This window comes from Funiculus sociatus GB2-C1 (genome assembly GCF_039962115.1).
Taxonomy (GTDB): domain Bacteria; phylum Cyanobacteriota; class Cyanobacteriia; order Cyanobacteriales; family FACHB-T130; genus Funiculus; species Funiculus sociatus.
Window position 1 is genome coordinate 58,383 of sequence record NZ_JAMPKJ010000021.1, and the last position, 20,168, is coordinate 78,550.

The window sequence follows — 20,168 nt, forward strand, 5'->3', positions numbered from 1 at the left end:
CCATTAGCCATTAGCCATCCTTCCATGAACGACGATAATCTAATTTCACCCGATGGTACACCCCAGCCGTCTATTGCACCTGTGCGGGAGGAGGCGATGCTGCGACTCCGCGATGGGCTGCGGGAAGGGCAGCAAAGTATGGCTGACTGGCGTTCTGGTCCGTTGGCGGTTTCTGCTGTCCCTGGCGCAGGTAAATCAACGGGGATGGCAGTAGCAGCTGCTTTAGCGATCGCTCGCGAACAGCTGCATACGCGACGCTATTTAGTCATCGTCACCTTTACCCGCTCTGCTGCTGCTAATATCAAAGCAAAAATTCGTCAGTGTCTCCGGGAAGATTTACTGCTACCACAAACAGGTTTTATTGTCCATACTTTACACGGTTTGGCGCTGAATATTGCTACTCGCCATCCAGAGTTATCGGGTTTGAATTTGGAAACGGCGACGGTGGTTTCTCCCAACCAAAGTCATCGGTTAATTCGAGACTGTGTAGAACGATGGATTTCTGCTAATCATGGGCGTTATGGGACGCTGCTAGAAGGCATTCAATTTGATGGGGAAGAAACTGAGCGGTTACGCCGTCAGGCAGTTTTACGGACTGAGGTGCTGCCTAGCATCGCCAACACAGTGATTCACGAAGCGAAAAGCTCTGGACTCTTGCCGCAAGATTTGTGGGCATTGGCAAGGCAGACACCGGATGATTATGGGATTTTGAGCGTAGCAGCTGGATTGTACGAGCAGTATCAAGCATTATTGCGATCGCGTGACTTAATTGACTACGACGAAATGATTTTAGGCGCACTGCGCGTACTGAAAAACGACAGCGCCCGCCAATTGTGGCAAAATCAAGTTTTTGCCGTCTTTGAAGACGAAGCCCAAGACTCCAGCCCCCTCCAAAGTCAGCTGTTAGAAATTCTCGCTACCACAGATTACCCAACCGCCTTAGATTCAAACCCCAGCGATGTATCCCATCTCTACAATCTTAATTTGGTGCGGGTGGGAGATCCTAACCAAGCCATCAACTCCACCTTCACCCCAGCCGACCCAATTTATTTCCGGCGGTTCTGCGAAGATTGTCAGCACCTCAACCGCTTGGCAACAATGGATCAAGCTGGTCGTAGTACCCCCATTGTCATCGCCGCCGCTAACTTTGTTTTAGACTGGGTGAATCAACAATCGGCAGCAGTCAACCGACAACGAACAAGGGACAACAAACAACCAACAGCCGAACTCCCCTTTCGTCAGCAAGAAATTCGCTCCGTTGATGCAGGCGATCCGCAAACTGATGCCAACCCTAGCGCCACAGGTCGGGGACTGGAAATTTATAGTCCCCGCGATGTTTATCATACAGTCGAGTTAATAGGAGAGCGAGTTATTGAATTATTTGGGAAAACCCCAAATAGTCGGGCAGCTGTTTTGGTGCGGGAAAATCGGCAAGCCCGATTTGTTAAAGAGAAACTAGATTATCTGGAACGTCAGCACGATATTAAAGTGTTCGAGGTAGGAGAAAGCGATCGCCACTCCCGCGTTCCTGCTGAAATCCTTGCCATGCTGCAATTTCTCGACCGCCCTCATTCCCCAGACTACTTAAAAGCCGCACTAGAAGTCCTCGTCAAACGCGAACTAATTCCCACCCAAGACCTGAACGCCCTCGCCACCTTTCCAGAGCAATTTCTCTATCCAGGCCCCCTCGACCCAGCACAGACACCACCAGTCCAGCAAGCGGCGCGTTACTGTCGCAGTTTACTTCGCGCCCGCCTAGAACTGCCGCAGTACCAACTGCCAACTTTCCTGGCGCTAACCTTAAAATACGGCCAATCCGAGCTAGCCACAGCAGATAAATTAGCAGAACGAATTGCGATCGCTACCTCTGGCAACAGTTCCATGAGCGCCACACTAGAGGTACTGAGCGAAATTGTAAACTCGGAACGATTTGAACCCGTAGAAACCGAAGACACAGACGCTCGTTATATCCGTTCCGGTCAAGTCACCATCATCACCATGCACAAAGCCAAAGGGCTAGATTGGGATTACGTGTTTATCCCGTTTTTGCACGAGGATAGCATTCCTGGTAGCCCTTGGGTGCCAACAGCTGCCCAGTTTTTGGGTGATTTTACCTTAGCAGAAGTAGCTAGGGCGCAAATTCGCGCCCATCTCCACGGTCAAGTACCGCCAGTAGCACCCCTCGCCTGGGAACAAGCAGGACAACTCAAAGCCGCAGAAGAATTCCGCCTCCTCTATGTAGCCATGACACGGGCAAAGCGCCTACTCTGGATGTCCGCCTCCCAAAAAGGCCCTTTCCGCTGGAACACCTTCAACTGGAGCCATCAAGACAGCTTACAGGAGAAAAAACCTTGCCCGGTTATACCCGCTTTGAAGAGTCAGTTTCCGAAATCGGTTGTCACCTTATCTAGGATGCGGAGTTAATTTGCTTGCGCTTCATTACTTTCGTTGCACCCAAAGCACCAAAGGCTAATAAACCCAACACTGAAGCAGGTTCGGGAACCGGAGTGGTTTGAGTGGCAGCTTGATAAGTCAAGTTGTCAAATCCAACTGAACCTGTGTTGCTGAAATCTATAACTGCCCGTTTTACTGAAGTTCCGCTGTAGGCAAAAGTTTTACCCAGAACAGCCGCTCTTATCGGAGAGGGGAAAATGCCGATTATGTCTTCATCCAGAAGCACCTGCTGGATGCTAATAGAACTTAACGCCTCATTAAAGAGTTCAATAGTAAATGTAGGCATAGGCGGAAATGGAGAATAATTTACTAGGCTTGCCACGTCGAACATAAGTTCTGCCGTCGGTATGGTGAAGTCAAGTGTAAGGATACCAGGGGCATCGGTTGCTAAGACGGGGGGTGATAAATCCAAGTTATAGAGTAGAGTTCCTGGCGGGCGACCTGCTATTTCTGATAGATCCCAAGTTCTTACAACATTGTAGGTGGCAGCAGTTGAGTCTATTCCATCTACCTTGAAATCAAAGGTGACTCCCTTAAAACTTAAATCATCTACTGGTTGAGTCGGTAGCTCATCAAAAGTTAATTTGGTCAATGTAGCAGCCTGCACACTTTCAGGTGCCATCAGCGTAGATAAAGAAACTGAGCAGATTGTGCTGAAGGTTAAGGCTGAAAATGTTTCTCTTAAGGTAGCCATACGAGTTATTTCTCCAAAAGTTATAAGTTGATAAAAGTGCAATGCGATCGCATACGATCAGTCGTTAAGAAGGCTGTTTCTGTTTGCGCTTTAGTGCTGAAGTTGCACTCCATACACCAACCGCCCATAACCCCAACAAGCCAGCAGGCTCCGGAACATCTTTTGGCGGTTCAACTACTATTGGATCGGCGCGAAAAATTCCGCTAGTGCCATTAGCAAGACTGGCAAAAAACGCCACTTGACCGGAATTATTCAACCCTTCTCGGTAAAAACTTAACTCTTGCACTGTCGAACCAAATAGGGTGTCACCAGTAACAATTACCTTATCTTTGAGAGGATTGTTTCCAGTAAAAATGCCACTTCCTCCCACATCTAAGCCTGCCAAAAAAGCTACTGTTCCAAAATCATTAATTGAGGGAGTACCAAAAAAGCTGTTAAAAGCGCCACTGCTATCGGCAATGGTGGTCGTTGTCGTGCCGTTGCCCGTAAAAACTCCGCTACTTCCCGTATCTAGACCCGCAATAAAGGCTACATTGCCTGAATTATTAATGGAGGGAAGGCTAAAACTCCTAAAAATGCCGCTAGTGTCAGCAATGGTCGTGATAATAGGCTCAGAGCCAAATGGGTTATCGTTGCCTGTGAAAATTCCAGTTGCTATATCACTTTCATTATCAGACTGATATACGCCACCTCTAAAGGCTACGGTTCCGGCATCGTTGAGCATAGGAATGCTAATGCTTTCAAAGACTCCAGGTGCAATGGGCTGGCAAAAAACGCCGCCGCAGGAACGGGTGGAAATAGAGCCTCCGTTACTTATGCGAATGCTGGTTTGCACGAAAACCCCTGTAAACTCTTCTAAGAAAGCTACATTTCCAGCGTTATTGATGGAGGGGAAGAAAACAGCCTCTCGGAAGCCAGCAACCACAACCAATTCAAAGTTGGTTTCATCTTCACCCTTAAAAATTATTGGAGTATTAGAGCGACGAAGTCCGGTAGAAAAGGCTACGGTTTTTGCGTCATTAATGGAGAGGGAACTAAAGCTATTAAATAGAGGCTCTCCGCTAGGATTGCCATAGGTGGTATTAGTGTCAACAACGGTGGTAGTTGTTGTGCCGTTGCTCGTGAATATCCCTTCGCCACCCACATCTAGTGCAGCATAAAAGGCGACGGTTCCTGTATTATTAAGGGCAGGGCTACCAAAGAAGTTATCATTGGGGTTACTATTACTAAAGCTGCTAAAAGAACTGTTGGTGTCAGCAATTTTTGTAAAATTGAAACTGGCAGCTTGTGCTTCTCCAGTTCCTAGCAAACCCAGACACAAACCCATCAATGCAGCTGGAAGGCTCAAGTGTAATTTCATGGCTATTTTTCTCCTGCATTTAGGTAACTGTTTATCCGCTATTTCTGTTTGCGCTTCATCACTGAAGTAGCCCCAAAAGTACCAACAGCCAGTAAACCCAACACAGAAGCAGGTTCCGGAACATCTTTTGGCGGTTCAACTACTATTGGATCGGCGCGAAAAATTCCGCCAGTGCCATTAGCAAGACTGGCAAAAAACGCCACCTGACCGGAATTATTCAACCCCTCTCGGTAAAAACTTAACTCTTGCACTGTCGAACCAAATAGGGTGTCACCAGTAACAATTACCTTATCTTTGAGAGGATTGTTTCCAGTGAAAATGCCACTTCCTCCAGCATCTAAGCCTGCCAAAAAAGCTACTGTTCCAAAATCATTAATTGAGGGAGTACCAAAAAAGCTGTTAAAAGCGCCACTGCTATCGGCAATGGTGGTCGTTGTTGTGCCGTTGCCCGTAAAAACTCCGCTAAGTCCCGCATCTAGGACAGCACTAAAGGCTACGGTTCCTGAATTATTAATGGAGGGGTCGCTAAACCTGTTAAAGGCACCATTACTGTCAGCAATGGTGTTGGTGATAATTTCTCCATTATCTCTGGTGCCGTTGCCTGTGAAAATTCCGCTACTTAGGTCATCATAGAAGCTATCAGACTGATATACGTCAGCACTAAAGGCTACGGTTCCTTGATCATTAATCATAGGCGCGCTAATGTTTTCAAAGACACCCGCAGCTGGTGGTTCGGTGTAAAAGCGGGTGGAAGCAATAACATTGTCAACCGATTCTTCACCAGCCAAAATTGTGGTCAGTCCACTAAACCTTGAGATTGCTTGTAAGAAAGCTACAGTTCCGACGTTATTGAGTGAAGGAGAATAAACGTCCGTAAAACTATCTTCTCCAATCGCACCCTCTATTACGTTTTTTAATTCGCTGGTAAAAATTCCTGAAGTTCCAAAATTAGCACTAAAAGCTACGTTCCCTACATCATTTATAGAGAAGGAACCAAGTTCAGTAAGAGTATAGACTTCCGTTGGCCTTTCGCCAAAAAGACTGTTCGTATTGGCAATGCTGGTCGTTGTGGTGCCGTTGCCCGTAAAGATACCTTTACCCCCTGCATCTAGAAAAGCCGAAAAGGCTACAGTTCCTTGATTATTGATAGCGGGAGTGGCAGAAATTGGCTCGTAACCACCAATGCCTTGGCCACGAAAACTGTCAAACAAGCCACTTGTATCAGCAATCTTTGTAAAAGTGAAACTGGCAGCTTGTGCTTCTCCAGTTCCTAGCAACCCCAGACACAATCCCACCAATGCTGCTGGCAGGCTCAAGTTTAATTTCACGGCTGTTTTATCTCCTGCATTTAGGTAACTAACGTCAATTGTTCCCTAATGATTAAATTAGGCAAACATTTACCTTCTGGAAGGCTGGATGTTTGTATGAGAAATGTTCCAAAGCGCGATCGCTACAATTTTCGTGTCAACAGAAACCGTGTATATCTCTGACGTTCAACAAAAGGTATAAATCTTTGCGGAAATTAAATACTCTGACAATCTTGCGGTGATTTGTTTTCAGGGTTACTTCGCATTATCATGAAATCTTCACATATTCTTCAAACAAAATGCTAGTAGTTATACTGAATCTTTATTAAAACAATAAACTTTAAAACGCCCAACGAGGCAAAGAAAAACACCAAAGCCTTTACTGGGGAGGAAATCTAACTCTAAGTGGTTATACTGAGAGTATATGAAGTTGTAGTAAAGCTGAGTCAGGTATGAACTTAAGGTAGATGCGTGAAAGTTAGCTTTTCTTAAGTGGTGGCACACAGAGGAAGTAGCCGATGGCTCGTGTGAAACCTAACTGGTGTGGAAAGTGTCACTTTTGATTTCAGGATATACGTCAAAATAACGATATAAATTTTTTAACGGCTTTAAGGAATAGCGGTGTAACTGGTATTCAAAAACATTTTGAAGATTTAAGAGGTGTTGAGGGGAGACAGATTGTCTACACTGCAAAAATGGGAATAGAAGGATTCATTCGCTTAGTTAATATTCTGATATGACATAAAAAAGGATTGGGGATTAGCAATTGGGAATTGGGAAAAAGTCTTACCCAGTCCCCAATCGCCAATCCCCAACCCTCTATTACTTGTCGGAAACCACATAATAGTGCTAATGTTGTAGATTGTGTCGAATTAAAACAAGGTTATGCCCAAACTGAAAACCCGCAAAGCAGCGGCAAAGCGTTTCAGAGCTACTGGCAGCGGCAAAATAGTACGCCGCAAAGCCTTTAAAAGCCACTTGCTACAGCACAAGTCTTCTGACCGGAAACGGCGGATGTCTAAAATGGCCGTGGTGCATGAACGCGATGAAGAAAATGTACGCTTGATGCTGCCGTATTTGTAAGGAAGCAATTAGTCGCTAGTTTTTAGCTAATAACTAATAACTACTGACTAATAACTACTAACTACTGACTACTGACCCCTAACCACTAACGACTAGCCATGACACGGGTAAAACGCGGTAATGTTGCTCGTAAACGCCGCAACAAAATTCTCAAACTAGCCAAAGGCTTCCGAGGTTCACAATCAACTCTGTTCCGGACAGCCAATCAACAGGTAATGAAGGCGCTGCGTAACGCTTATCGCGATCGCAAGAAGCGCAAGCGCGATTTCCGCAGTCTGTGGATTACGCGCATCAATGCAGCAGCACGTCAGCACGGCATTAGCTATAGCCAATTGATGGGTAAATTGAAAAAAGCTAATGTTCAGATAAATCGTAAGATGCTGGCGCAGATGGCTGTCCTCGATCCATCTAGTTTTGACCAAGTGCTGCAATTAGCTACTAAAGATTAGGGATGAAGGCAAAAGGATGAAGGATAAATTAATTTTGCCTATTGCCTTTTGCCTATTTTCTTTTTCTTTGTGCCTTTTGCAACCCCCCACCCCCTCCGACTCCCGCGCTGGCGGGGGAGAAATCAGAAAAATTTGTTGGTGGGTGGTTGGGGGTATCGCCTCTTCTCATGCCGCTGAACTCAAAGATATTCAGGAGCGTGGCTATCTAATTGTTGCAGTTAAAGACAATGTGCGCCCTTTAGGTTTCACAGATGCCAGTGGCAAACTGCAAGGGTTAGAAATTGACTTGGCTCGGCGTTTGGCGGCGGAAATTCTGGGGAAACTGGATGCGGTGAGGTTGCAGCCAGTGGCAAACCGCGATCGCGTCTCAGTGGTGCTGGAGGGTAAAGTCGATCTGACGATTGCCAGAGTAACGGCAACTTCATCGCGCGATCGCTTAGTTAACTTCAGCCTTCCCTACTATCTGGATGGCACTGCCTTAGTTACCAAGGACGCATCTTTACAGAAGCTAGATGATGTGCAAAATCAAAAGATTGCCGTCCTGAAAGGTTCTGATACGATTTCGCAGGTGCGGTTTATTATACCACAAGTTGAGTTGGTTGGTGTAGATTCTTATGAAGAGGCGCGATCGCTTCTAGAATCAGGTGGTGCCAGTGCCTTTGCCGCCGATGCCAGCGTTCTCACAGGCTGGGTGCAGGAGTATCCTGAGTACCGACTACTAAGTGTGCGACTCTCAGGAGAACCCTTAGCTGTAGTAATGCCCAAGGGATTGCAGTACGATAGTTTGCGGCAGCGGGTGAATGATGCGATCGCCCGTTGGAAGGCAGAAGGATGGCTACAGGAACGGATTAAGTATTGGGGGCTACCTCAGAGCGATACTCCACGGTTCCAGACACGATGAATCGCATCTCATCATAATAAAGTTAGAAGCAAAATTTTAATCTATCTAATGGAAGGGCATGGATAACGAAATTCTGCCAATTTTCTACCTCTCGTTCTTGCTGGTACTGCTTGGTGCTGCTGCTGTGGCAATTGTGCGCCAGATTTTCAAAACTCGCAAAATTGAAAGCGCCCTCTCGCGGCTGCAAAAGAATCTGAAAGATAACCAAGGCACAACTCAAGAGTATTACGAACTGGGCAGCATCTATCTCGATAAAAAATTGTACGTGCAGGCGATAAACCAGTTTCAAAAAGCCCTAAAAGCTGAAGATGCTGAATCAGAAAACCTCGCGCCTGTATACAATGCTCTTGGCTTTGCTAACTTCTCTCAAGAGCAGTATGACGTAGCAATTCGCAACTACAAAGAAGCCTTGAAGCTAGATCCAGATTATGTCACAGCGCTCAATAACCTGGGCCATGTTTATGAGAAGAAGAAATTAACTTCTCAAGCCTTAGAAATGTATGAGGAATCGCTCAAACACGCACCGAACAATCCTACTGCCAAGCGTCGCGCCGAATCCTTACGCAGAAGGTTGGTTCCCTCCAGTTAATTGCAAATATACCCCGCAGAATCTAGCCTGTGGCTACATAAACCAAGCCTACCTACAGAGGCTATAGAAAAAGCCCGCGCAGGCGGGCTTTTTTTGTGTAGATGCGACTTTAGTCGTCAGGCGTTTTTACAAATGGCTAATGACCAATGACTAATCTTCAAGTTCCCATTGATCCTTGCTCATTTCTTCATCCAGAATTTTTTTCGGACGCAGCACCAAGATAACTTGTCCTAAAAGAGGGAAACTGGGAGCATCTGGGAACCACTGAAATTGCAATTCTCCTGACTCTTCAAATAAAAAGTAGCTATCAGCATCCCATTCCTGTTTAGCTCGATCTATCAGCAGCAGGATTGGTTCAGAAGTGCTACTTAATTGATTGGGTAAATAGCTACTATTGCAGAGAATTACTACTGGCTCTTGGGCTTTCAAAACGACTTGCCAACCGGGTAGAGAAACCCAAGATCCATTCCAAGATATCTTCACTAGCTCGAATGGCTTAATTGGTTCGACTAGCGGGATATTTTGCAAGTTAGCGGATTTTAGGGGGAGGACACCCGCTACTGGGATTATGCGGGGTTGTTGCTCGTCTTCGTCCTGCCGATATACGGGTAAAATGGGGGCTTTACGCTTGGAAGTGCCTACAACTTCAGTAAGCAGCTGTTCTATCTGTTGTCGGGCGCTTTGGCTGTGGGCGAACATTAAGCCACGAGCAATAAAACGCGATCGCTCTGCTAAATCCGTTTGTTGTTTTGCCCGTCTCCAATATTGGTAGGCTACCGCATCTCCGGGATGGTTAGAAAATCCCTGCGGTAACGTCCGCATCCGGGAAAGCTCTTTCACGTCTTTTGCGACTTCACGGGCAACATCGGCATCCAGATTTCTGGATAATATAAATTCTGCCGTCGCAACTCGTTCTAGCTGGGTAAGAATACGCAATTCATACAAAATATCGCTACCTTTGCGAAAATAATGCGATCGCGCTTCCAGGGACGCTTCACCATTCACCAATGACGTATAAACTTGAGAGCCGACAATAACTTGATTCTGCTGTATAGGCTCAAAACCAGTTGCCTCAAAAATCGCCTGGGGAGTGTAACCTGCTTTTTGCAATGTGGCACAGGCTTGTCCCCACTCAACCCAGCTGCCTTCTTTGCGCCGAAGACTAAGCAGTAAATCTTCAATATTCTCTTTCGCTTGCTCTGGTTGAGGGTTACGATCGGGAGTGTCTGAGGAGGATGTTTCAGTCATAATTACCGCAAGGAGCTTTCACAAGCTATCAAGTTACAAGCGACGTTCTTCAATGTATCGCGTTCGGGTCACTAATTTAGAAATTGAGAATTTAAAATTGAGAATTGAGAATTGGGAATCCCCAGCCCCCAGTCCCCAGTTCCCAGTTCCCAGTGTCCCTTCGATTAGCCAAAAACCGTAAATTCCTGGTTACATTCTTCGTTACAAAAATGTTACTAATAATTAGCCTCTAGTAAAAAATGATTTGTACGTCCGAATCTGCACCAAGAAGTTGACCAAGAGTTTATTGTATCTTTATGGACAATGCTATTACGGATCTTGATACTATCAGCCGTCAGTTAATGAGTCTAGAGCGACCAAAAAAGCCTAAGATGTTGGTGGTAGACGATGAGCCAGATAATCTCGATCTGCTCTACCGCACTTTCCGCCGAGATTTCAACGTTCTGAGAGCCGAAAGCGGTATTCACGCCCTGGAAGTTTTGTCAGCAGAAGGGGAAGTTGCCGTAATTATCTCTGACCAACGGATGCCAGAAATGAAGGGAACCGAATTTTTGAGCAGAACAGTTCCCAAGTTCCCAGATACGGTGCGAATCATCCTCACGGGTTTTACAGACGTTGAGGATTTGGTAGAAGCGATTAACTCTGGACAAGTTTACAAGTACATCACCAAGCCTTGGGACCCCAATGAACTCAAAGCCGTGGTGCAACGGGCAGCAGATACTTACGATTTGTTGAAGCAACGCACAGAGGAACTGCATCGCGCTCAGGCGCAAACAGCACTTCTAGCAACAATTGTGCAGGTAGCACAGGAGTCCCCCAGCTTAGAAGCGACGCTAGAGCCAATTGCTGATGCTTTTGGCAAGAGCTTTTGGGCAGATGGCTGCATTTTGCAGCTGGTGGAGGGTGAGGCGCTGACTGCGGCTCAAGGAATTTACAGTTCCGCTCTTGACACAGAAAACTGGCTATCTTTAGACCCCAGAGTAGAGGAGGCGATCGCATCCCGACAAGTTCAGGCTTGGGTGAATGCTCCGGGAAATACGGTTCCAGCTGGTATTGACCAATACCAAGCTTCAGGTCTTCAGGCGCATCTAGTTATCCCTATCGTCTATCGGGGTGAAGTGCTGGCGGTGCTATCACTCCAGTGGAAGCGCCCCTGCAAATTGCGAGAAGATGAGCTGAAACTGATTCACTTATCGGCGCAGCAAGTTGGTCTAGTCCTCACCAGTACCCGATACCATAAGTAGTCATTGGTCATTAGTCATTGGCTAATGGCTAATGGCTTTTAAACAATTAGCAATTAGCAACAGACTAATGACTACTGACCAAAAGCAAATTCAAGCCATATTTGACCGCATTGCCCCAGTTTACGACCAGCTTAACGATCGCTTGAGTTTAGGGCAGCATCGCGTCTGGAAGCTGATGACGGTGAAGTGGATTGATTTAAGTATTGGTGATGTTTGCTTGGATGTATGCTGTGGCAGTGGCGATCTAGCCCAGCTAGTGGCGCAGCGCGTCGGAGAAACCGGGCAAGTTTTTGGGGTAGATTTTTCATCAGAGCAGTTAGCGATCGCTCGCCAACGCTCCCAAAATCAACACCCGCCTCTACCCATCACCTGGATCGAAGCAGACGCACTAAATCTCCCCTTTCCCGACAGCCACTTCGACTGCGCCACAATGGGCTACGGACTCCGCAACGTCACTAATATTCCCCGGTGTCTCCAAGAGCTGCACCGCGTCCTCAAGCCTGGTGCCAAAGCCGCTATATTAGACTTCCATCGCCCCAGCAGTCCCCTACTGCGAAGCTTTCAGCAGTGGTATCTGGATAACATCGTCGTCCCAAATGCCAAAGAACTAGGATTGACCGAAGAATACGCCTACATTAGTCCCAGCCTAGATAAATTTCCCATAGGCAGCGAACAAGTTCATTTAGCCCGTCAAGCTGGATTTGACAAAGCTACTCACTATCAAATTGCTAGTGGGATGATGGGCGTTTTAGTCGTAGCCAAAGCCTAATATGGGAATTAGGGGGAGTGGAGAGTTAAGAGTTAAGCGTTATAAATTAGCGCGATATGCAGCTTTTTCTGAGCAGCCGCTTGTAAAGAGGGTTAGAGGGATCGAAACGCTAGACATAAGCGACAATATCCTGCCTAGCCGCCTTTTAAAAGAGGTGAGACAAAGACTGAAAGTTGCACTCGGCGTGAATTAGAGTTAATAAAACTCCTCGCCTACTCACTCCCCTACCCCTAAGCCCTGTCTAACTGGATCGTTACCTTGAATTGGTCTAACTTCTGGCTTTACGTCAGCCCCCCCATAGTTGGTGCAATTATTGGCTATTTCACCAACGATATTGCTATTAAAATGTTATTCCGCCCCTATCGTACTCTTTACATAGGAGGGCGGCGCGTACCTTTCACTCCCGGCTTGATTCCCCGAAATCAAGAGCGCCTAGCTAATCGGGTTTCTGCGACAATTATGGGGTCGCTGCTGACACCACAAGAACTGCAAAACCTGGCGCGGCGGCTGTTGCATACAGAGCGCGTTCAGGCGGCAATTCTCTGGTTGCTCAAACTAGCACTAGAGCAAATTAAACCGGATAAATCGCAGAAAACCAGCAAAGTTCTAGCTGGAATTCTTCGAGATTTGCTCGGTCAGTCCTTACCCCGCATTATTAAAGTTTTAGCTCGCCGCGAAGATTTTCTCGAAGCTCAATTAAACCAAATTTTTGACCAGATTTTACTGGATTTTCAGCTTAGCGAAGACCAAGCTAAAAAGCTTTCTGATTGGATATTGCAGGTGGTACTACCACCAGATGTTTTGCGGCAAACTATAGTAGATTTCTTGACAGATCGCAATATTCAAATTATTGATGAAGGCTTTCGAGAAAAGGCCAGTGGTACTTACTGGGTAGTGGCGAATTTGTTTGGTCTTCGCAATACACTAACCCGCTTGCGGACGTTTTGCCTGGATGAAAAAGAGGCGAGTAATGCACGTCTTGCGGAGTTAATAGTTTCTTTAGCGATTCGACAACGCTTGCAAGAATGGCTGCAAAATCTCTCTTTACAAAATTTGCCAGTTTCAACAGTGCGACAGCTGCGTAAAACTCTACGCGATGGTGTCCGCCAATATGTTCAAGAGCGTGGCACTGAATTAATGCAGGGATTGAGTCAATCTTTAGACTGGGAAAATATTGCCTCGTTGCTGCTTAATCGGTTGCGAACTTCTGCGGCTATAACTAATTCTTTGGGAGTGGTCAGCAAAGAATTGGCTTTGGTTTTAGAGCGTTATTTGGAGCGAGATTTAGAAGATATTGTCGCTCAAGTAATTCCCATTTTGAATATCGATCAGGTAATTATTGACCGAGTGAAGGCGACATCTGCGGCAGAACTGGAAACATCAATTCAAGGAATTGTGAAAAATGAGTTGCAAGCTATTGTGAATTTAGGCGGCATTTTGGGGTTTGTAGTGGGGTTGTTCCAGACGGTTGTGCTGCTGCTGCGCTAGCGTGTGCATTTCAATCCCATCGCATTTTGGTGCATGGAACGGGATTTATCAACCCGGATTAGAAACCCGTTAAATACTACCTTAAACAAGTTAATGATTCTTTCGCCAACGCTTGCGTCATCTGAGGAAATCTTTGGGAGTAGGAATCCAAGTGTTCACAAGCGATCGCATCTGGCAAGATAAGGAGAAGTATCGCATTCACAAAGGTCATCACTTGCTATGCGTTTGAAGCGAATCTTTGGCTTTTTGGTGTTGTGTGTGGGTGTTAGCAGCGTCTTCATCTGGAGAGAGAGCCAATTGGCACCCGTCTCGCAAGCTGAACCTGCACCACTGTCGGAGGAGGTTCTAGCACAGAAAGATGTGCCGTATGTGCCAACGCCTAAAGAGGTGGTAACAAAAATGTTGCAACTGGCGAGTGTTACCAAAGATGATGTCGTCTACGATCTCGGTTCTGGCGATGGAAGACTGGTTATCGAAGCGGCGAAACTCGGCGCGAAGGGTGTTGGTGTAGAGCTTAACACGCGGCTAGTTGTGGAGAGTAGGGAAAATGCTATATCGGCGGGTGTAAGAGATCGCGTCAGGTTTATTGAGCAAGATTTATTCAAAACTGACCTCACCCCAGCTACAGTAATCACACTTTACCTGTTGCCTAAAGTTAATTTGCAGCTGCGACCTACTTTACTCCAACTCAAACCGGGGACGCGCCTTGTCTCCCACCAGTTCGATATGAGGGAATGGAAACCGGATCAAACTGAACTGGTGCAGGTAGGTTCGCGTCCGCACCTGGTTTACTACTGGGTGGTTCCAGCACAAGTATCGGGAACTTGGGAATGGAATATGCCAACGGCTTCTGGTGAAGAACGTTACAAGCTGCAATTAACCCAAGAGTTCCAGCGAGTCAAGGGAACCCTAAGTATAGGCGATCGCATAATCAAGTTAACTGATGCCAAGTTAACAGGTGATCGTCTCAGCTTCAAGACCGTCGAGTCGGTGAATGGAACTGAGGTAACAATGCAGTTTGATGGGAAAATTCAGGAGGATGCGATCGCGGGTAGTGTCGATTTGGGTGGCAATCAAGCACAGCGCCGCGATTGGGTAGCTAAGCGTCAATCATAGGCGCGATTTTTAGTTCAATGCGTCAACCTGTAGGTGTTAAAATTCACCAAAGCTAAAAAATGGCTGAATCCTTCTGTGTGTAAGGATTTAACTGATGCAATCTAATTTTACGGTTGACGCATCTGCTGTATTGCTCTCGTACCAAGCTTTTTAGGCGTTTTCACTAAATGAGATTCTTGCCTAATCCGCGCCAGGATGATAATATTCCACAGGTTGACGCAATTGCACCTCGAAAACTACATACAGTAAGTTTTTCAGATATCGGCAGGCCGGAAAACTCCTAAATCCCTATCAGGGATTGAAACTTCCTGTCGGTTGTGGTTCAGGTTCTCAGGTAGGGCAACTTAGCTGTCTTGAAAGGGATTGGGATTAAGATTGAAGTATGTTTAAGTAGAGGAACTGTATGCCTCGCGTAAAAGGCGTTTCAGCCGCTGGCGATGACAATCTAAAAAAGCGCTGGAACTTCAGCCTCACACAAATAGCGCGGGATGGTATTGGCAGGCTATTCAAATTCTGGGGATATAGTGACGCCTCAGCTTTACTAGAGGCACTGGCTGATGTGCCGCGACACAGTTTTGGACATGGGCGATATAGTGACGCCTCAGCTTTACTAGAGGCACTGGGCAGGGGTGAGATATTCCTTTCGAGGGAGCCGCTCACATTTGCAAGCTTGCTGGTAGCTAAAGACTTGATTGCAGTGGATGAGCTTTCAGATATTCCAGTGCGACGACTTAAGGAATTTCTGGATGGTGCTTTACCAACGGTAAATGAGCTAATGGACTTGGAGAATGCGTTAGGCATCAGCCAAGAGAACCTGATGCAGATTTGCGGTTATCCTGAAAAAAACTTTGATAACCAGGATGAACCGCCAGAAAACTCTTAAATCCCTATCAAGTTTGGTTTCCTAGCGATCGCTGACATCAATTATCCGGGTCTTGATAAAATTCTTGTAGCGCTTGCTGTTGAGTGCGACGGGAAGGACGACGATATTTTTTAGTGTTCAGCCTGGGTTCGTATTGGTTTTGCCCTTTGCCTTTGGTTTTCTCCTTCATGGCGGCATCGGGATCAGATTGTTGGTGGAGATGTTCCCTGCGAGCGATCGCATCTTCCAAAAAATCTAGATAATGCTCGTAACGCTCCCAATCTCCCCTAACTGCACAATTCGGCTCATCGCGGTGCAGACAGTCGCTAAATTGACATCTTCCCACTTCTAGCCGCTTCTGCGCTTCGGGAAAATACTCGACTAACTCCTCTGGCACACAGTCCAAGTCTGGCTGATTGAAACCTGGAGTATCTGCCAGCAGTCCACCAGTCGGTAGTTCAAACAGTTCTACGTGTCGCGTCGTGTGACGACCCCGGCTGAGTTTCCCAGAAACTTCCGCAACTCTCAAATTGACATCTTCAATAAAATAGTTTACGATGCTAGACTTTCCAACTCCAGAAAGTCCAGCAAAGACAGTAATTTTGTCATTGAGCTGGGTTTGCAGTTCGTCCATCCCCATGCGAGTATGCACGCTGATAAAGATAGGTTGGTAGCCCCATCCGTGCAAGCGATCGCGCCACTGCTGGACTTGCTCCTGTGAGACTAAATCGCTTTTATTGAGACAAAGACAGACATCCAAATCCGTAGATTCGGCCTTCACGAGAAATTTACTGAGTTGGTAGGGATCTAGCGGTGGATCTGCCAAAGCAAAAACCAGCAAAATTTGATTAGCATTGGCAATTGGGGGACGATCCAGTTCCGTTTGGCGGGGCAAAACTTGCGAAATCGCGCCTCGTCCGCCAGCCCAATCTGGTTCCTCAACGATTACGCGATCGCCCACCATCACCTTCTGACCAATTTTTTTCAGACGCGATCGCCTAGTACACAGCAATTCCTGAATTGCGTCCCGACTCTCCTCCAACCTCACCTGATAGAAATTTGCCTGCACAGCCAACACAGTACCCAACACAGTGCTGAGTGCTGAGTTTTGAGTGCTGAGTGGTTCTTCTAACTCAGAACTCATAACTCATAACTCATAACTCATGGGGACGACGCACCTTCAGCGCAAAAAAGCCAGCACGGTCTTCAACTTGCTCTACCGTGTAGCCTGCCATTGCTAAACTATCAGGAACTTGCTCTATCGGTTCCCCTGGATCTAGCCACACTTCTAACAAGGCTCCCGGTGCCATTTTTTCCAAACGTAGTTTAGTGCGGACAAAATTAATCGGGCAAGGTGTCCCACGCAAATCCATCTCTTCGTCTGGCAGACCTAGCGAAGCTGTTGGATTGTTCATCCCTTGAAGAATCCTCCCAAGAATCCTTCTATCCCTCCTTTGCCAGTGCGATCACCTTTTATTTTAGCTAATTTCTCCAGCAGTTCCCTTTCCTCAGCCGTAATCCGAGTCGGAATATCAATTCCCACCGTAATCAGTTGATCTCCCCGACTCACCGGGTTTCCTAACTTAGGCACACCGTGGTTTTCCAGCGTCTGCACCGTATTCGGCTGTGTTCCAGACGGAATCGTCAATTCTACTGGCCCATCAACTGTATTAACTTCCAGACGACAACCTAAAATCGCCTGCAAGTAGCTAATCTTAATTTCTGACAGGACGTTAATCCCATCGCGCTGAAACTCTGCGTCTTCCTCGACAAACAAATAAACGTACAAATCTCCCGGAGGGCCACCGCGCAAACCAGCGTCTCCTTCTTTAGAAACTCGCAAGCGAGTTCCATTATCTACTCCCGGAGGGATGGTAATTTTCAGCTTCTTAGTTTCCTGTTTTCTACCGTTGCCACCACACCCTTCACACTTTTCCTCAATCACCTGTCCTTCGCCGTTACAGCTGGGACACACAGAAACTTGAGTAAAGCTACCGAAAGGTGTCCTAGTAGCGCGGCGCACTTGACCGGAACCGGTGCACGTGGGACAGGTTTTGGCTCGCGTTCCCGGTTTAGCACCAACACCATTGCAGACATTACAGGTTTCCAAATGGGGAATCCGAATTTCTTTTTCCCCCCCAAATACAGCTTCCCGGAATTCCAATTTCAGATCCAAGCGCAAGTCGTCACCGCGAACTGGGCCGCTGCGTTTCCTGGTCGCTGTCTGACCCATCCCGCCAGCAAAACCGCTGAAGAAGCTTTCAAAGATATCGGCAAAGTTGCCCATATCGCCTAAATCTGGGCCTGCACCGACACCAGAAGCCACTCCTGCCTCACCAAAGCGGTCGTAGCGGGCGCGTGTCTCTGGTTCCGAAAGGACTTCGTAGGCTCGGTTAATTTCTTTAAAGCGTTCTTCCGCCCCTGGCTCTTTATTTACGTCTGGGTGATACTTTCGAGCCAGACGGCGGTAGGCACGCTTAATTTCTTCTTTATCTGTGTCACGGGAAACCCCGAGAATTTCATAGTAGTCGCGGGCCATAGAACGCTGCTTGGTTGGGGATAGGGGTTGATGAAAGTTAGGAGTTAGGAGTTAGGAGTTATGAGTTATTAATTCCTAGCCCTTAACTCCTAACTCTTTTAGTCAACTGCTTCGTAGTCAGCAGTTACAGTATTGTCATCATCAAAATTGATGAAATCGTCTTCTTCGTTTATTGTGCCGTCAGGCGTGTTTTGGAATGGGGGTATACCACCTTCTACACTCTCGTAATCCTCCACTGACTCGCGTCCGTTGTTAGCTTTCTGGTAAACAGCAGCCCCAATAGCAAACAGCGCCTGTTGAAACTCTTCAATTTGCTGTTTTATTTCCTCAACACTAATCGAGGGATTCGCCAGTGCGGTTCGTGCCTGTATACCCTTTTGATTCACCTGCGTCTTCAAATCCTCGCTAATGAGATCCCCGTTGTCATTTAACGTCGATTCATAGCTGTAGAACAGGCTATCAAGCTGGTTTTTCAACTCAACCACTTGCACCCGACGACGGTCGTCTTCGGCGAAGGTTTCAGCTTCTAGCCGCATCCGTTCAACTTCGGTGGCACTCAAGCCGCCTGTATTGGTAATTCGGATACTCTGCTCTCGCCCAGTACCTTTGTCTTGAGCTAATACTTTGAGAATCCCGTCAACGCCGATTTCAAAGGACACTTCAATTTGGGGTACGCCTCTGGGGGCAGGGGGAATTCCTGCCAGGAGGAATTTCCCCAAACTTTTGTTGTCACGAGCCATTGCCCGTTCACCCTGCAAGACGTGAATTTCCACGCTTGTTTGTCCGTCTGTGGCGGTGGAAAAGACTTGGGATTTTGTGGTGGGAATTGTGGTATTGCGTTCAATAATTTTTGTGAACACTTCTCCCAAAGTTTCGATACCCAAGCTCAGGGGGGCAACGTCTAATAGCAGCAGATCCTCAACTTCGCCGCTTAATACGCCGCCTTGAATTGCTGCTCCCAATGCTACTGCTTCGTCGGGGTTGACTGAGCGATCCGGTGTTTTGCCGCCAAAAAACTTCTTGATAGCATCCTGAACGGCTGGAATCCGGGTGGAACCTCCCACCAGGATAATGCGGTCAATTTCATTTGGCGTTAAACCACTGTCCTTAATCGCTTGACTAACTGGCTCAATTGTGCCTTCTACCAGATAATTTACCAGTTCTTCAAACTGGGCGCGGCTTAGTTCCGTCTCCAAATGTTTTGGCCCGGTGTCATCGGCGGTGATGAAGGGCAAATTTATGGAGGTGCTGCCCATGTTGGAAAGCTCAATTTTGGCTTTTTCAGCGGCTTCTCGCAGCCGCTGGAGAGCCATTTTATCGGTTGCTAGGTCAATTTTCTCTTGCTTTTTGAAGTTTTCTATCATCCAGAGGACGATGCAGTTGTCAAAGTCATCTCCACCTAGATGGTTGTTACCGCTTGTGGCTTTGACTTCAAAAACGCCATCACCGAGTTGCAAAACGGAAACGTCGAAGGTACCGCCGCCTAAGTCAAATACCAGGATGCGCTGTTCTTGATCTTGTTTATCCAGTCCGTAGGCAAGTGCAGCTGCTGTGGGTTCGTTGATGATCCGTAGAACTTCCAGACCGGCAATGGTTCCAGCATCTTTTGTGGCTTGCCGCTGGGCATCTGTAAAGTAGGCAGGTACGGTGATTACTGCCTGATCTACTTGTTCGCCCAGAAAGTTTTCGGCATCCTGCTTGAGTTTTTGCAGGATCATCGCGGAGATTTCCTGAGGGGTGTAGTTGCGTCCCCGAATCTGAACATCAACGGTATCGTCCCGACCTTTAATGCAGGTGTAGGGTACGCGCGATCGCTCTATTTCGGTGTCATCCCAGCGGCGACCGATAAAGCGTTTGATGCTGTAAACTGTGTTTTCCGCATTGGTTACAGCTTGCCGCTTTGCCAGTTGTCCTACTAAGCGATCGCCCCCTTTCCCAAATCCCACCATACTAGGGGTCGTTCTTCCACCTTCTGTGTTAGAGATGACGATCGGTTGACCCCCCTCTAAAACAGCCACGCAACTATTGGTCGTGCCGAGGTCGATGCCAATGACTTTTCCCATAG

18 protein-coding genes are annotated in these 20,168 nt (G+C 47.0%); 10 read left to right on the forward strand and 8 right to left on the reverse strand.

What is annotated here, in order from left to right:
- The first annotated feature begins 24 nt into the window (after positions 1-24).
- Positions 25-2,424: a UvrD-helicase domain-containing protein gene (locus NDI42_RS12280; RefSeq protein WP_190452086.1), complete on the forward strand. Its 2,400-nt coding sequence runs from the start codon at positions 25-27 to the stop codon at positions 2,422-2,424.
- Here the strand turns inward: NDI42_RS12280 and NDI42_RS12285 are convergent.
- From NDI42_RS12285 to NDI42_RS12295, 3 genes are all read right to left on the reverse strand, one after another.
- Positions 2,408-3,148, reverse strand: a complete 741-nt coding sequence (locus NDI42_RS12285; protein WP_199311015.1) for a PEP-CTERM sorting domain-containing protein — start codon at positions 3,146-3,148, stop codon at positions 2,408-2,410. The genes NDI42_RS12280 and NDI42_RS12285 overlap by 17 nt on opposite strands.
- 64 nt (positions 3,149-3,212) lie before the next feature.
- Positions 3,213-4,508: a DUF7453 family protein gene (locus NDI42_RS12290; protein WP_190452088.1), complete on the reverse strand. Its 1,296-nt coding sequence runs from the start codon at positions 4,506-4,508 to the stop codon at positions 3,213-3,215.
- Positions 4,509-4,546: 38 nt separating this feature from the next.
- Complete coding sequence (locus tag NDI42_RS12295; RefSeq protein WP_190452097.1) at positions 4,547-5,836, reverse strand: DUF7453 family protein; 1,290 nt, start codon at positions 5,834-5,836, stop codon at positions 4,547-4,549.
- A gap of 864 nt (positions 5,837-6,700) precedes the next feature.
- On the opposite strand from NDI42_RS12295, the gene rpmI reads away from it, so the two are divergent.
- The 4 genes from rpmI (at position 6,701) to NDI42_RS12315 (ending at position 8,837) form a co-directional block, all read left to right on the forward strand.
- Positions 6,701-6,898 (forward strand): 50S ribosomal protein L35, encoded by a 198-nt coding sequence (gene rpmI / locus NDI42_RS12300; RefSeq protein ID WP_190421580.1) that lies wholly within the window; start codon positions 6,701-6,703, stop codon positions 6,896-6,898.
- A gap of 98 nt (positions 6,899-6,996) precedes the next feature.
- The gene (gene rplT / locus NDI42_RS12305; protein ID WP_190452099.1) at positions 6,997-7,347 is read left to right on the forward strand and encodes a 50S ribosomal protein L20; all 351 of its coding nucleotides are present in this window, start codon (positions 6,997-6,999) and stop codon (positions 7,345-7,347) included.
- 16 nt (positions 7,348-7,363) lie between these two features.
- Positions 7,364-8,248 carry a transporter substrate-binding domain-containing protein gene (locus NDI42_RS12310; protein ID WP_190452100.1) on the forward strand — a complete coding sequence of 295 codons (885 nt, stop codon included), beginning with the start codon at positions 7,364-7,366 and terminating at the stop codon, positions 8,246-8,248.
- 58 nt (positions 8,249-8,306) lie between these two features.
- Positions 8,307-8,837 (forward strand): tetratricopeptide repeat protein, encoded by a 531-nt coding sequence (locus NDI42_RS12315; RefSeq protein ID WP_190442904.1) that lies wholly within the window; start codon positions 8,307-8,309, stop codon positions 8,835-8,837.
- A gap of 150 nt (positions 8,838-8,987) precedes the next feature.
- Here the strand turns inward: NDI42_RS12315 and NDI42_RS12320 are convergent, their stop codons facing one another.
- The gene (locus tag NDI42_RS12320; RefSeq protein WP_190452103.1) at positions 8,988-10,085 is read right to left on the reverse strand and encodes a RuBisCO accumulation factor 1; all 1,098 of its coding nucleotides are present in this window, start codon (positions 10,083-10,085) and stop codon (positions 8,988-8,990) included.
- Positions 10,086-10,381: 296 nt separating this feature from the next.
- Between NDI42_RS12320 and NDI42_RS12325 the strand changes: the two genes are divergently transcribed.
- The 5 genes from NDI42_RS12325 (at position 10,382) to NDI42_RS12345 (ending at position 15,585) form a co-directional block, all read left to right on the forward strand.
- Positions 10,382-11,329 carry a response regulator gene (locus NDI42_RS12325; protein ID WP_190442908.1) on the forward strand — a complete coding sequence of 316 codons (948 nt, stop codon included), beginning with the start codon at positions 10,382-10,384 and terminating at the stop codon, positions 11,327-11,329.
- A 67-nt stretch (positions 11,330-11,396) separates the two neighbouring features.
- Positions 11,397-12,098, forward strand: a complete 702-nt coding sequence (gene ubiE, locus NDI42_RS12330) for a bifunctional demethylmenaquinone methyltransferase/2-methoxy-6-polyprenyl-1,4-benzoquinol methylase UbiE (RefSeq protein WP_190452105.1) — start codon at positions 11,397-11,399, stop codon at positions 12,096-12,098.
- Between the two features lie 258 nt (positions 12,099-12,356).
- Positions 12,357-13,586 (forward strand): DUF445 domain-containing protein, encoded by a 1,230-nt coding sequence (locus tag NDI42_RS12335; RefSeq protein ID WP_190452107.1) that lies wholly within the window; start codon positions 12,357-12,359, stop codon positions 13,584-13,586.
- A 219-nt stretch (positions 13,587-13,805) separates the two neighbouring features.
- Positions 13,806-14,702, forward strand: a complete 897-nt coding sequence (locus NDI42_RS12340; protein WP_190452108.1) for a methyltransferase domain-containing protein — start codon at positions 13,806-13,808, stop codon at positions 14,700-14,702.
- Between the two features lie 403 nt (positions 14,703-15,105).
- On the forward strand, positions 15,106-15,585 hold the full coding sequence (locus NDI42_RS12345) for a hypothetical protein (protein ID WP_190452111.1): 480 nt from the start codon (positions 15,106-15,108) through the stop codon (positions 15,583-15,585).
- 37 nt (positions 15,586-15,622) lie between these two features.
- On the opposite strand, the gene rsgA is transcribed toward NDI42_RS12345, so the two are convergent.
- The 4 genes from rsgA to dnaK all read right to left on the reverse strand — a co-directional run bounded on the left by rsgA (position 15,623) and on the right by dnaK (position 20,166).
- Positions 15,623-16,708 (reverse strand): small ribosomal subunit biogenesis GTPase RsgA, encoded by a 1,086-nt coding sequence (gene rsgA, locus NDI42_RS12350; protein ID WP_190452113.1) that lies wholly within the window; start codon positions 16,706-16,708, stop codon positions 15,623-15,625.
- 10 nt (positions 16,709-16,718) lie between these two features.
- A complete protein-coding gene (locus tag NDI42_RS12355) occupies positions 16,719-16,979 on the reverse strand; it encodes a sulfurtransferase TusA family protein (protein WP_190421604.1) in 261 nt (86 codons plus the stop codon).
- Positions 16,976-18,103: a molecular chaperone DnaJ gene (gene dnaJ, locus NDI42_RS12360; RefSeq protein WP_190442916.1), complete on the reverse strand. Its 1,128-nt coding sequence runs from the start codon at positions 18,101-18,103 to the stop codon at positions 16,976-16,978. The genes NDI42_RS12355 and dnaJ overlap by 4 nt, the downstream gene beginning before the upstream one ends.
- Before the next feature lie 98 nt (positions 18,104-18,201).
- Complete coding sequence (gene dnaK, locus NDI42_RS12365) at positions 18,202-20,166, reverse strand: molecular chaperone DnaK (protein ID WP_190452120.1); 1,965 nt, start codon at positions 20,164-20,166, stop codon at positions 18,202-18,204.
- Positions 20,167-20,168: the final 2 nt, after the last annotated feature.